General features: G+C 52.6%; 13 protein-coding genes. 4 read left to right on the forward strand and 9 right to left on the reverse strand.

Annotation, left to right across the window (positions count from 1 at the left end; all coding sequences use genetic code 11):
* Window positions 1-10 precede the first annotated feature (10 nt).
* From odhB to sucD, 3 genes are all read left to right on the forward strand, one after another.
* Window positions 11-1,234 (forward strand): 2-oxoglutarate dehydrogenase complex dihydrolipoyllysine-residue succinyltransferase, encoded by a 1,224-nt coding sequence (gene odhB, locus OGY08_RS24010; RefSeq protein ID WP_125362518.1) that lies wholly within the window; start codon window positions 11-13, stop codon window positions 1,232-1,234.
* A 90-nt stretch (window positions 1,235-1,324) separates the two neighbouring features.
* Complete coding sequence (gene sucC, locus OGY08_RS24015) at window positions 1,325-2,491, forward strand: ADP-forming succinate--CoA ligase subunit beta (RefSeq protein ID WP_003022927.1); 1,167 nt, start codon at window positions 1,325-1,327, stop codon at window positions 2,489-2,491.
* Window positions 2,491-3,360 (forward strand): succinate--CoA ligase subunit alpha, encoded by an 870-nt coding sequence (sucD, locus tag OGY08_RS24020; protein WP_003022929.1) that lies wholly within the window; start codon window positions 2,491-2,493, stop codon window positions 3,358-3,360. The genes sucC and sucD overlap by 1 nt, the downstream gene beginning before the upstream one ends.
* A gap of 97 nt (window positions 3,361-3,457) precedes the next feature.
* Here the strand turns inward: sucD and OGY08_RS24025 are convergent, their stop codons facing one another.
* Genes OGY08_RS24025 through otnK form a run of 8 tightly spaced genes read right to left on the reverse strand, consistent with a single transcriptional unit; the run spans window position 3,458 to window position 10,218 of the window.
* The gene (locus OGY08_RS24025) at window positions 3,458-4,111 is read right to left on the reverse strand and encodes an aspartate/glutamate racemase family protein (RefSeq protein ID WP_125362519.1); all 654 of its coding nucleotides are present in this window, start codon (window positions 4,109-4,111) and stop codon (window positions 3,458-3,460) included.
* Window positions 4,108-4,527, reverse strand: coding sequence for a GlcG/HbpS family heme-binding protein (locus OGY08_RS24030; RefSeq protein ID WP_032942726.1), 420 nt, complete (start codon window positions 4,525-4,527; stop codon window positions 4,108-4,110). Before OGY08_RS24030 ends, OGY08_RS24025 begins: the two co-directional genes overlap by 4 nt.
* 5 nt (window positions 4,528-4,532) lie before the next feature.
* Window positions 4,533-5,879, reverse strand: coding sequence for a bile acid:sodium symporter family protein (locus OGY08_RS24035; RefSeq protein WP_020996543.1), 1,347 nt, complete (start codon window positions 5,877-5,879; stop codon window positions 4,533-4,535).
* A gap of 21 nt (window positions 5,880-5,900) precedes the next feature.
* On the reverse strand, window positions 5,901-6,713 hold the full coding sequence (locus tag OGY08_RS24040) for a beta-keto acid cleavage family enzyme (RefSeq protein ID WP_125362520.1): 813 nt from the start codon (window positions 6,711-6,713) through the stop codon (window positions 5,901-5,903).
* Between the two features lie 34 nt (window positions 6,714-6,747).
* Window positions 6,748-7,524 carry a hydroxypyruvate isomerase family protein gene (locus OGY08_RS24045; RefSeq protein WP_020996542.1) on the reverse strand — a complete coding sequence of 259 codons (777 nt, stop codon included), beginning with the start codon at window positions 7,522-7,524 and terminating at the stop codon, window positions 6,748-6,750.
* Complete coding sequence (locus tag OGY08_RS24050) at window positions 7,505-8,314, reverse strand: DeoR/GlpR family DNA-binding transcription regulator (protein ID WP_008784145.1); 810 nt, start codon at window positions 8,312-8,314, stop codon at window positions 7,505-7,507. The genes OGY08_RS24045 and OGY08_RS24050 overlap by 20 nt, the downstream gene beginning before the upstream one ends.
* 6 nt (window positions 8,315-8,320) lie before the next feature.
* Entirely contained in the window at window positions 8,321-8,965 is a 645-nt protein-coding gene (gene otnC / locus OGY08_RS24055) for a 3-oxo-tetronate 4-phosphate decarboxylase (RefSeq protein WP_008784146.1), read from the reverse strand.
* A complete protein-coding gene (otnK, locus tag OGY08_RS24060; protein ID WP_125362521.1) occupies window positions 8,962-10,218 on the reverse strand; it encodes a 3-oxo-tetronate kinase in 1,257 nt (418 codons plus the stop codon). Before otnK ends, otnC begins: the two co-directional genes overlap by 4 nt.
* A gap of 372 nt (window positions 10,219-10,590) precedes the next feature.
* On the opposite strand from otnK, the gene OGY08_RS24065 reads away from it, so the two are divergent.
* The gene (locus tag OGY08_RS24065) at window positions 10,591-11,484 is read left to right on the forward strand and encodes a PocR ligand-binding domain-containing protein (protein WP_125362522.1); all 894 of its coding nucleotides are present in this window, start codon (window positions 10,591-10,593) and stop codon (window positions 11,482-11,484) included.
* Here the strand turns inward: OGY08_RS24065 and cobA are convergent.
* The gene (gene cobA / locus OGY08_RS24070; RefSeq protein ID WP_125362523.1) at window positions 11,463-12,251 is read right to left on the reverse strand and encodes a uroporphyrinogen-III C-methyltransferase; all 789 of its coding nucleotides are present in this window, start codon (window positions 12,249-12,251) and stop codon (window positions 11,463-11,465) included. The two genes, OGY08_RS24065 and cobA, sit on opposite strands and share 22 nt — an antisense overlap.
* Window positions 12,252-12,255 lie beyond the last annotated feature (4 nt).

Below are 12,255 nucleotides of genomic sequence, written 5' to 3' on the forward strand. Positions count from 1 at the left end.
AGGATAAATAATGAGTAGCGTAGATATTCTTGTTCCCGACCTGCCTGAATCCGTAGCGGATGCAACGGTTGCAACCTGGCACAAAAAACCGGGCGATGCAGTACGTCGTGATGAAGTACTGGTAGAAATCGAAACTGACAAAGTGGTACTGGAAGTACCGGCATCAGCGGACGGTATTCTTGATGCTGTTCTGGAAGATGAAGGGACAACCGTCACTTCTCGCCAGATCCTCGGTCGCCTGCGTGAAGGCAACAGCACCGGTAAAGAAACCAGTGCTAAGTCTGAAGAGAAAGATTCTACTCCGGCACAGCGCCAGCAGGCGTCTCTTGCTGAGCAGAACAACGATGCCCTGAGCCCGGCGATCCGTCGCCTGCTGGGTGAGCATAACCTCGAAGCCAGCGCTATCAACGGCACCGGTGTCGGCGGTCGTATCACCCGTGAAGATGTTGAAAAACATCTGGCGAAAGCTCCGGCTGCGAAAGCCGAAGCAAAAGCGCCGGCTGCAGCACCTGCACCGCAGGCTCAACTGGGCGCGCGTGGCGAAAAACGTGTTCCGATGACCCGTCTGCGCAAACGCGTAGCCGAGCGTCTGCTGGAAGCGAAAAATTCTACCGCCATGCTGACCACGTTCAACGAAGTCAACATGAAGCCAATCATGGACCTGCGTAAGCAATACGGTGATGCGTTCGAGAAACGCCACGGTATCCGTCTGGGCTTTATGTCTTTCTACGTGAAAGCGGTTGTTGAAGCGCTGAAACGCTATCCGGAAGTGAACGCGTCCATCGACGGCGATGACGTGGTTTACCACAACTACTTTGATGTCAGCATGGCGGTCTCCACGCCGCGTGGCCTGGTCACGCCGGTCCTGCGTGATGTGGATCTGCTGGGTATGGCTGACATTGAGAAGAATATTAAAGAACTGGCAGTTAAAGGTCGCGACGGCAAGTTGACGGTCGAAGATCTGACGGGTGGTAACTTCACCATCACTAACGGTGGTGTGTTCGGTTCCCTGATGTCTACGCCGATCATCAACCCACCGCAGAGCGCCATCCTGGGTATGCATGCCATCAAAGATCGTCCGATGGCGGTAGCCGGCAAGGTTGAAATCCTGCCGATGATGTATCTGGCGCTGTCTTATGACCACCGTCTGATCGATGGTCGTGAGTCAGTAGGCTTCCTGGTAACCATTAAAGAGTTGCTGGAAGATCCAACGCGTCTGCTGCTGGACGTGTAGTTAATAAGAGTATCACCTGCCCCGTAGGTCTGGACGCTTATCAGACCTACGGGTAAAAGATAACGATTACCTGAAGGATGGACAGAACACATGAACTTACATGAATATCAGGCAAAACAACTTTTTGCCCGCTATGGCTTACCGGCACCGGTGGGTTATGCCTGTACTACTCCGCGTGAAGCCGAAGAAGCTGCATCTAAAATCGGCGCTGGCCCGTGGGTAGTGAAATGTCAGGTTCACGCTGGTGGCCGTGGTAAAGCGGGCGGTGTGAAGGTGGTAAACAGCAAAGAAGACATTCGCGCTTTTGCTGAACACTGGCTGGGTAAACGTCTGGTCACTTACCAGACAGACGCTCATGGCCAACCGGTAAATCAGATTCTGGTTGAAGCCGCGACCGACATTGGTAAAGAACTTTACCTCGGCGCAGTTGTTGACCGTAGCTCCCGTCGCGTGGTCTTCATGGCCTCTACCGAAGGCGGCGTGGAAATCGAAAAAGTAGCGGAAGAAACCCCGCACCTGATCCACAAAGTGGCGCTCGATCCGCTGGCAGGTCCGATGCCTTACCAGGGCCGTGAGCTGGCGTTCAAACTGGGTCTGGAAGGTAAACAGGTTCAGCAGTTCACCAAGATCTTCATGGGTCTGGCGACTATCTTCCTGGAGCGCGATCTGGCGCTGATCGAAATCAACCCGCTGGTGGTGACCAAGCAGGGTGACCTGATCTGCCTCGACGGCAAACTGGGCGCTGACGGCAACGCACTGTTCCGCCAGGCTGACCTGCGCGAAATGCGCGACCAGTCTCAGGAAGATCCGCGTGAAGCGCAGGCTGCACAGTGGGAACTGAACTACGTCGCACTGGACGGCAACATCGGTTGTATGGTTAACGGTGCGGGCCTGGCAATGGGCACCATGGACATCGTTAAGCTGCACGGCGGCGAACCGGCTAACTTCCTCGACGTTGGCGGCGGTGCGACTAAAGAGCGTGTAACCGAAGCGTTCAAAATTATCCTTTCCGATGACAATGTTAAAGCCGTACTGGTTAACATCTTCGGCGGTATCGTACGTTGCGACCTGATCGCTGACGGTATCATCGGCGCGGTAGCAGAAGTAGGTGTAAACGTTCCGGTTGTGGTACGTCTGGAAGGTAACAACGCTGAACTCGGCGCGAAAAAACTGGCTGATAGCGGCCTGAATATTATTGCAGCGAAAAGTCTGACGGATGCAGCTCAGCAGGTTGTTGCCGCAGTGGAGGGGAAATAATGTCAGTTTTAATTAATAAAGATACCAAGGTTATCTGCCAGGGCTTCACCGGTAGCCAGGGGACATTCCACTCCGAACAAGCGATCGCTTACGGTACGCAAATGGTCGGTGGCGTTACGCCGGGCAAAGGCGGCACCACGCATCTGGGTCTGCCAGTGTTCAACACCGTACGTGAAGCGGTAGAAGCGACCGGCGCAACCGCCACCGTTATCTATGTTCCGGCACCGTTCTGCAAAGATTCAATTCTGGAAGCAATCGATGCAGGCATCAAGCTTATCATCACCATCACCGAAGGTATCCCAACGCTGGATATGCTGACCGTGAAAGTGAAGCTGGATGAAGCTGGCGTACGCATGATCGGCCCGAACTGCCCAGGCGTTATCACTCCGGGTGAATGTAAAATCGGTATCATGCCGGGCCACATTCACAAGCCGGGTAAAGTGGGTATCGTTTCCCGTTCAGGTACCCTGACCTATGAAGCGGTTAAGCAGACCACTGACTATGGTTTCGGCCAGTCTACCTGTGTGGGTATCGGTGGCGACCCGATCCCTGGCTCTAACTTCATCGACATCCTGAAGCTGTTCCAGGAAGATCCGCAGACTGAAGCGATCGTCATGATCGGTGAGATCGGCGGTAGCGCGGAAGAAGAAGCGGCTGCTTACATCAAAGATCATGTAACCAAGCCGGTTGTGGGTTACATCGCGGGCGTGACTGCGCCGAAAGGTAAGCGTATGGGTCACGCGGGTGCGATCATCGCGGGTGGTAAAGGTACGGCGGATGAGAAATTCGCTGCGCTGGAAGCTGCAGGTGTGAAAACTGTTCGTAGCCTGGCCGATATCGGCGAAGCGCTGAAAACCGTTATTAAGTAAGAAATAAAAAAACAGCCCTGACTCTCTGCATAGTCAAGGGCTGGTCCCATTTCGACATGGTTGGCCATCTGATGATGGCCTTTTTTTTGCCGGGAATTTAGCGTTCAGCCAGCGTTTTCAACCAGCGAATTCCGCTTTCCGGTGAGGTCATTACCGGCACCGGCGGGGAAGGGAGCTGTTGTAAAACGCGCGCCATCGAAGCCTGCGCCAGCATCACGACATCCGCGTGGGTAAAGGCGCTCTGTAACCCTTCACTGACGATACGGTCATGGGTATCCATATCTCCCGCCAGCAGCGCGTGGAATGCATCCTCCATTAATACAGGCGTAATGGTTCGTGATTTACCGCTTTGCTGAACTTTACGCTGGACGTAATCCAGCGTTGGCTTCAGCGTGGTTGCCACGGTTGCTAACACGGCGATCCGTTCGCCTTTTTCAATCGCCTCTTCCACCATCGCGCAGTCAATGCGCGCGAGCTGGAGTGGAGTCATAAACTGGCATTGCTCCACCGCAGTACCAATTGAAGAGCAGGCGGTAATAAAGATATCGCAGTCCGCCTTTTCAGCAATATGCACATAGTCGGCGATGCGGGCGGCAATATTTGGCGATACGCCTCCGGCTTTCATCACCTGTTTAATCATAGATTCTTCAACCAGGTGCATCACTTCGACCTCCGGCATGATGTCGGCGATCAGCTGTTGCATTATCGCAAGCGTGGCTGCACTGGTATGCAGCATGGCGACCTTTTTCATTGGGCAATCTCCTTAAGTAACGTTTCCGCGACGGACAGCGCCGCATCATGATCTTCCTGTGCGGATAAACCGCCCACCGCGACGGCTCCAAGGCATTTCCCCTGGTGCAGAATCGGGATCCCGCCCGGCAGCGCCGTAAAACGCGGATCGGCAAAATAGCTAATATCCAGCTGCTCTTTTTGCAGACGCTGTAAAAATGCCTGCGTGGTGCAGCCCAGGCGGCTGCTGGTGCGCGCTTTACGCTGGGTTAACTCGATGGTTAACAGTTTGGCGTTATCCATCCGCGCAAAGCTGAGCAGTTCTCCATTGGCATCGCATACGGCCACGCTTAACGGGCGATTTGCATAACGTGTTTCGGCGAGTTCGAGCGCATAGGTTACGGCGCGCAGGGCGTGTCCCAGAGTGAGAGTTGTCATCGTGATTATCCTTTCGACAGATTTTCGCAAGCAGGTTGAACGGGATCTTTGGCTGCTGCTACCTGCGCCTGTCTGGCGTCTTTTTTGCGCCAGTAGTTAGCGAGCAGCGAGCCGCTAACGTTACCCAGCGGTGTCATCACCGCTGATGCGAGTCCAACCGTTGCCAGTTTGCCCATCGCGGCGGCAAGCCCTGACGCCATACCGCCGTTTTGCAGGCCGACTTCAAAGGCCACGGTACGGGCAGACTGCACGTCCATGCGGAAGATCCAGCGGCTCATCAGATAACCAATCAGGAAGCCGCCGAGGTTATGCATCAACATGGCGAAGCAGAGCAGGAAACCGACCTGCACCAGGTTGTCGCGCCCGGCTGCGGCGGCGGTGGTGGTAAAGAAAATGATCCCCATCATTGAGATGGTTGGCATGACCTTCTTCACGCCCGCCACGCGGCCATACAGCCAGTTGTAGAACAATGCCCAAACGAGGCCGCCTGCTACGAAGTTGAGGACCACCGCGTACATCTGCGCTTCGGCGCTGGCATGACCAAACAGCGCGTCCCAGCCGCCGGCAATCATATACAGCAGCCAAATTGCGCCGATCCCGGCCAGCATCTGGACAACACGGCGTCCGCGCACGCCTGCATAGGTTTTCAGATAGTCATGCAGAATTGCTGCGCCGATGGGAATTAATACGATTTTCACCACGTCCATCACCATCGCGGTGAGCTGGATATCAATCATCGAACCCGCCAGCAGATTAACCCACAACGGTGTCATTACCGTTGCCGCCAGCGTTGAGACTGCGGCGATTGATACCGCCAGCGCGAGGTTGGCGTTGGCGATGTAAACCATCACCGTTGACGAGAGACCGCTGGGGCAAGCGCCAATCAACAAAATGCCCACCGCCACTTCAGGCGGAAAATCAAAGATCAGGGTAATGCTCAGGCCGAGCAGGGGCATGATCACGAAATGGCAGAAGGTACCGATAAAAACTGCCCACGGCATTTTGGCGACATCAATAAAATCCTGGATCGTTAGCTTGGTGCCCATGCTGAACATGGTGGCCTGAATCACAAGGAACACGATCCATTTATGGGTGATATTGAAACCGCCCCAGACGATCAGATCCGTAGACCAGGTCATGGCGGCAACAAAACCAGCGATGATCCACAACGTAAACTGATAGCTGCGTAAACCAGGCCAGTAGCCTGCACCGGCGGCGAATCCGACGGTGAACATCACCAGCCCCGGCTGCCACAGCGCCGTGGACTGGATGAGCGCGCCGATAATCGCCAGCACCACGCCCGCAACGCTGACGCCGAGTCCGGTTTTGTGAATAACAGTGGTCATAGTCATGTTGAAATGTCCTTGCTGTTGTTATTGCTGCCGGGGTGGAATAGATAACATGCGCCGCGCAATTTCCGGCGTAGCAACTTTTTTATCCATACTGCGAATGAGCGTAGCGAGTTTGGCTACCTGCTGATAATTATGCTGCGCTTTTTCTTCGGCGCTTAAATAATAACTATCTTCATAGCCGATTCGCACTTCACTGGCACCCATAGCGACCGCGGCAGCGATAATATCGAAATTCCTTCTGCCAAAATGAGTAATTCCCCATAAGGCGTCGCGTGGGATCATGCTACGCAGAGCAATTAATGCATCAACGGTTGCAGGCGTACTGCCGCGGTGACCGAGAACAATATTAAAGAGCATAGGTTTTTGAAATTTTATTTTATCTTCAAGGTTCAGGATGTTATTAATCATGCCGATTTCAAAAACTTCAAACTCTGGAATAATATTGCGTTCAGTTATTTGCCGTGAACAATATTCCACGTCCGGACCGGGATTAAAATACACCGCATCACCGAGGTTAACGGAACCGACGTTCAGCGAGGCCATCTCCACGCCGGGGCAGGCCAGTGGCGCGCAGCGCTCGGCGATGGACATCGAAGAGACGCCGCCGGTAGAAGCCTGAATAATCAGGTTTGAATGGCGCATAACGCGGTCAATTGTTGCCTGAAAGTCGGTAGTATCTGGCGTCAGGCGTCCCTGTTTATCGCGAACGTGTAAATGGACGATGGACGTGCCATGTTCTACGCTGGCGAGTATTTCCTGCGCCAGTTCTTCGGGTATAACTCTGGGGCAATCCGCGGCAACGGGTGCCAGCGAAATAATAACAGTATCCGACATTTTTTCCTCCGGTACAGAGATAGAGATATTAAAATTATAGGTAAGGCGTTATCCAGCGTAATGATTCCGGCCCTGATGTTGACGGTTGATATTCACAGCCAATCCAGTCCTGGTAATTCATTTTTCTTATAAAATTAAATAGCCATGCTTCATTTAACTCCCCGGTTCCCGGTTCATGGCGATAAGGAACAGAAGCGATTTGAAAATGTTTAATAAGGGTAAAATAGCGTTCGATATTTTTCGCCACGTTGCCATGAGTTTTCTGACAGTGGTAAATATCAAACTGTAAGCCGATATTCTTCTTACCAACCTCGTGAATGATAGATTCAGCCAGCGGGAAACTGTCAATAAAATAACCGGGCATATCCTGCGAATTTAATGGTTCAATCAGTACATCGATTTCCGCGTCTGCCATCACATCGCAGGCGATGCGCAGTCGATTCGTCAGGAGGTCGCGCTGGGCGTGCAGCGTCAGGTCATTGCAGCGCAAGCCGGACATAACGTGAACCCGGCGACAACCCAGTGCCGTGGCGTAATCTCGCGCCACGTTCAGACTGTGATGAAATTCCTGGTCTCGACCGGGCAATGCTGCGAGTCCCCGTTCACCCTGTGCCCAGTTACCAGCCGGGGCGTTCATTAGCACCACCGGCAGAGAAGTTTCCCGCTGAGCGGCCCGCAAATGCTCCAGCGGGTGCTGCCAGAGAAACAGCCCTTCTACGCCGCGAAAACCGGCTGCTTTTGCCGCCTGAAATCGACCCGCTATCGGTAAATCAGTAAATAACCAGTCGAGGTTAGCCGCTAACTTCAGCATGGCGTGCACCCTCCCGGCCATCAACCAGATGCAGCTTAACGCCCTGGCTGACAATAGTCTGCTGCGCATTTTCCGGTAACCGGTTATCAGAAATAATGTCGGTTAACTGCTCCAGCCCACAGATGTGGAACATGCCGTATTTGCCAAATTTACTGCTGTCACAGACCAGCACCCGACGCCGGGAGACGGTAAGCACCGCTTCTTTGACCGAGGCTTTCCCTTCACTCGGCGTCGACATGCCGCGCTCGGTATCCCACGACGATGAACTGAGAAACGCCACATCAATATTAATGGTGCGCAGAAAACTGGCGGCGCTTTTGCCAAGACATGAGCGGTTACGCTGATCCACCAGACCGCCGGTGTGATAGAGCGTAATGTGTGGCATATCCATCAGATAGTGGCTGATGGAAAAATCGTTGGTGACTACCGTCAGATTGAAACAGTGGCTGGCGGCTACCGCTTTCGCCACTTCAAACAACGATGTTCCGGCATCCAGATACAGCGTTTGTCCGGGCTCAATGAGCATTGCGGCGAGCTGGCCCATTTTGCGCTTCACATCATGATTCAACTCGGCTTTTTCCCGCCACGGCAGTTCGGATTTCAGCAGGTTATTGAGCTTCACGCCGCCGTTAATGGCGATAACTTTGCCTTCTTCTTCCAGCAACTGAATGTCGCGACGTACGGTCATATGCGACACGCTCATCAGATCTGCCAGTTCATTAAATGAGGCGGCATTCTTTTCGTGCACATAGCGGTAGATAAAATCACGTCGTTGCTCGGGGATCATCATGTCACCTCACGCTTGCCGGGAATGTTCAAGTTCGGCCACCGCCTCTTCTGAGAGCGGAACATAGCCGAGCGGTTTTAATGTCAGCCAGATGCGGGCGCTGTCTTCCAGTTCCTCGGCGTTAAACACCGCCTCACGCAGCGAGCGACCGCTTACTACCGGCCCGTGATTGGCCAGCAACGCAGCCGTATGATCTGCCGCGATTTCACTCAATGCGCTGGCAATGCCTTCATGGCCGGGCTTGAAATAAGGCAGCAGCGGTAGCTGTCCGACGCGCATCACATAGTATGGCGTTAGTGGCGGTAGACAGTTTTCTGGCGTAGAGCAAGGCAGACAGGAGAGCGCGGTCAGCCATGGAGAATGCAGGTGCACAACCGCGCCGCAGGATGGCCGATGCCGATACCACGCCAAATGCATGGGCACCTCTTTTGACGGTTTGTCGCCGCTAAGATGCACGCCGTTGGCATCCAGCCTACTTAGCGTGGCAGGATCAAGCTCACCCAGGCAGGAGTTGGTCGGGGTCACCAGATAGCCGCCATCCGGCAATTTGACGCTGAGGTTGCCGGAGCCGCCGCTGCTGTAACCACGCATAAACAAGGAACGGCCATAGTGGACGAGTAGTTCGCGTAGTTGGTGTTCACTCACCGGATTCATAATGCGTACTCCTGGGCTGTAAAAAAGAAATCTTCGTCACCAAAGTTGCCTGACTTCAGCGCCAGCGCCAGACCGGAGGAAAATACCCACGGCACGCCAGGCGCAATGGCTTTGCCAACGGACAGACGCTTCACCTGCAGTGCCTCTACCACGGTGCCGGATGTTTCTCCGCCTGCGACGATAAAGGTGTTTACACCTGCAACTTGTAGCTTTGCGCTCAGTCGGGAAAAAGCGTGTTCGATCGCCTGGCTGGCAGTCTGTTCGCCGTACTCTTGTTGAATGCGTTGGAGTACGTCTGGCGGCTGGGTGGCGTATATCATCGGCGCGAATGGGTCGTTGATATGCGTCATCGCCCAGGCACACAGTTCATCAGTGTAGCGTTCTGTATCAGACAGGCAGCGGGCCACGTCGAGTACACGAGAGGCTGCTGCGGCCTTATAGCGATTGACCTGACGATTACTCATTGCAGAACAGCTACCGGAGAACACCACCGTTTTAGCGGGTAGTGGAAAAGCGTCCGGCGGCATGGTTTGCTGATTTCCGGTGCAGGCGGCCAGTGCGCCACCGAGCCCGGAGCCCCCGGCTAACAGAGGGCTGGCATGGAGTGCCTGCGCCAGCGTGGTGAGATCTGCTTCATCCAGCGTATCGACGATAACGTGACGCGTACCTTCAGCCTGAAGTTGGGCCAGAGCGTCAGTGACCGCTTCCACACCTTGACGCAGCGTCGTGAGGTTGATGCAACCAACCTTGCCTGGCGTTTGCGCGCTCAGCAGGCGTGGCAGGCTGGCATCGGTCATAGGATTAAGCGGATGCTTTTCCATCCCGGATTCGTTAAGCAGTACGCCGTTTACAAAAAGATGGCCATGCACCACCGTGCGCCCGTTTTGCGGCAGGGCGGGGCAGTGGACGATCACGGGTGTATGCAGCTCGTTCATCAACGCATCGCTGACCGGTCCAATATTGCCTGTTGGCGTGGAGTCGAACGTCGAACAATATTTAAAATAGATCTGGCGGACACCTGCCTTTTGTTTCAGCCAGCGGGCACAGGACAGAGATTGTGCGATGGCCTGTTCTGCGGGTAATGAGCGGCTTTTCAGCGAGATGACGATAGCGTCAACCTCTTCATTCCAGCATTGAGTGGTATCAGGCATTCCGGGCAGGAGTGCAACGCGCCACCCCTGCTGCGCCATAAAGCTTGCAATGTCCGTTGCGCCGGTGAAATCGTCGGCGATAACGCCTGTGGTGACGGCCATGGATCAACTCCGTTCAGATTGTTTGCTAATTGAACATATTATTCAGGAGGGCCTTTCACATTCACATGATGATTATCACAAATAAGCACATCATTGATTCACAGTAAAAATGAGTAATCTATTGAAAATAATGGAGAAAGATGTTTTGTTTTGCGAAAAGAGTCTCACAAGAGAGTGTGAAGATTCGTTAATCTTTGAGAAAGCGAAGTCAGTAGCATGCAGCGGAGTATTATCGTGGTTGCTTTAACTCTCTTGCCAATTGATCATAATCATCTGCATAAATGAGATTATTTTTTGCGGTGAGCATCATTCTTTCTCTTGATTAAATTCTGCATATTACCGGCTTTAATTTCATTAATGCCGGAGGATACCGTGTCGTTGAAAATCCAGGATGATTATCTACAACGTTTTTTCTCGATAGCAAAAGTATTCTCCAGTGCGACTGGATTAGCCACGGTTGTGGTTGATGTAAACGGAAAAACTCTCTCGGATTGCCATAACTTTAATTCGTTCTGCACATTAATGCGGGCGGATGAACGCTATTGTACGAGTTGCCAAAAGTGTGACAAATATTGTGCTTTTGAAGGTTTAAAACACCTTAAACCCAGAATACTCAGCTGCCACGCAGGGCTAAGTCTGTTTTCTATGCCATTAATTCGCGATGGGCATCTGTACGGTTTTATGCTCTGTGGGCAGGTGCGGGCAAAATATCAGGAATATAAAACTATCGTTATTGATAATAAATGCTCATGGATGGATGAACCAAAAATAAAAGCTGAATGGAGTCAGGTGGCGGTAGTCGATAATAACACGCTGGTGGCATCAGCTAATTTATTAAATTTTATTGTTGATAATTTTGAGACAGAACAGCAACAACCTGATGAGTTTGTTATCCCGCCGACCAGTTACATGCGTCATTATTTTACAGAGCCTTCCCGACACGAGAAAAAGCTTCTGGCAGCGTTGCGTTATATTGATGAGAATTTATATAGTGAATTATCACTGGAATCCGTAGCAGCTCACGTTTGCTTAAGCGCAAACTATTTCAGCCGTTTTTTTAAGAAACGGCAGGGCGTTAACTTTAAAACCTGGGTGAATCAGAAAAAAATGCAAAAAGCGGGGGAGTTATTGCACGATCCCGTTCATTCAATAGACAGCATTGCCCGTAAACTCCAATACGCACAAACCAGTTACTTTTGCCGCGTTTTCCGGGCGGCGCATCAAACGTCGCCCCAGTCTTTTCGTCATGCCAGACTGTCGCAGTAAAGGTTTTCTGGCAGCGTAATGGCTTCAGGGATAAAAGAGAGCCGATCACTCAGGGTTACCACATCACCAATCACTATCAGCGCAGGGGGGAGAATGTTAGCTTCTTGCACCTTGCTCAGTAGTGAACCGAGCGTACAGGTCAGTCGGCGTTGGTTATCCCGGGTGGCGGACATAATTAGCGCTGCAGGCGTATCTGCTGATTTTCCACCCATCAATAATTCCTCACAGATAAACGCCAGATTGGCGATACCCATGACGATAACCAGCGTACCATTCAGTTTGGCCAGTTGACGCCAGTCCTGCTGTTGGTTGCCCTCCCGCGTATGACCGGTTACCACGTGAAATCCCGAGGCGAAATCGCGGTGTGTTACCGGAATCCCGGCATAGGTCAGGCCACCAATGGTTGAGCTGATACCCGGCACCACTTCAAACGGGATGCTCGTCTCGACGAGATCCTCAACTTCTTCAGCCCCACGTCCAAAAACATACGGATCGCCGCCTTTCAGACGCACAATATTATTGTGCGTTTGGGCATACTGGACAAGCAGTGCATTGATTTCATCCTGCGGTACACAATGGAAACCTGGGTTTTTGCCGACATTGATAAGAAGACAATCAGGTAATGCCCATTCCAAAATTTTAGGATTGACCAGCCGATCGTAAATAATGACATCAGCCTGTTTAATGCACATCATTGCTTTGAGGGTAAGTAATGAAATATCACCGGGACCTGCCCCAACGAGCCAGACCTTTCCGAAAGTTTTCACATTG

Origin of the sequence: Citrobacter sp. Cpo069 (assembly GCF_030332785.1) — a bacterium.
In the GTDB taxonomy this organism is placed as follows: Bacteria; Pseudomonadota; Gammaproteobacteria; order Enterobacterales; family Enterobacteriaceae; genus Citrobacter; species Citrobacter portucalensis.

Excerpts from the sequence above, each read along its gene's own strand:
- sucC (WP_003022927.1), top strand. The coding sequence starts at position 1,325 with ATGAACTTACATGAATATCAGGCAAAACAACTTTTTGCCCGCTATGGC.
- OGY08_RS24045 (WP_020996542.1), bottom strand. The coding sequence starts at position 7,524 with ATGCTGAAGTTAGCGGCTAACCTCGACTGGTTATTTACTGATTTACCG.
- OGY08_RS24050 (WP_008784145.1), bottom strand. The coding sequence starts at position 8,314 with ATGATGATCCCCGAGCAACGACGTGATTTTATCTACCGCTATGTGCAC.
- OGY08_RS24035 (WP_020996543.1), bottom strand. The coding sequence starts at position 5,879 with ATGACTATGACCACTGTTATTCACAAAACCGGACTCGGCGTCAGCGTT.
- otnK (WP_125362521.1), bottom strand. The coding sequence starts at position 10,218 with ATGGCCGTCACCACAGGCGTTATCGCCGACGATTTCACCGGCGCAACG.
- OGY08_RS24030 (WP_032942726.1), bottom strand. The coding sequence starts at position 4,527 with ATGACAACTCTCACTCTGGGACACGCCCTGCGCGCCGTAACCTATGCG.
- sucD (WP_003022929.1), top strand. The coding sequence starts at position 2,491 with ATGTCAGTTTTAATTAATAAAGATACCAAGGTTATCTGCCAGGGCTTC.
- odhB (WP_125362518.1), top strand. The coding sequence starts at position 11 with ATGAGTAGCGTAGATATTCTTGTTCCCGACCTGCCTGAATCCGTAGCG.
- otnC (WP_008784146.1), bottom strand. The coding sequence starts at position 8,965 with ATGAATCCGGTGAGTGAACACCAACTACGCGAACTACTCGTCCACTAT.
- OGY08_RS24040 (WP_125362520.1), bottom strand. The coding sequence starts at position 6,713 with ATGTCGGATACTGTTATTATTTCGCTGGCACCCGTTGCCGCGGATTGC.
- OGY08_RS24025 (WP_125362519.1), bottom strand. The coding sequence starts at position 4,111 with ATGAAAAAGGTCGCCATGCTGCATACCAGTGCAGCCACGCTTGCGATA.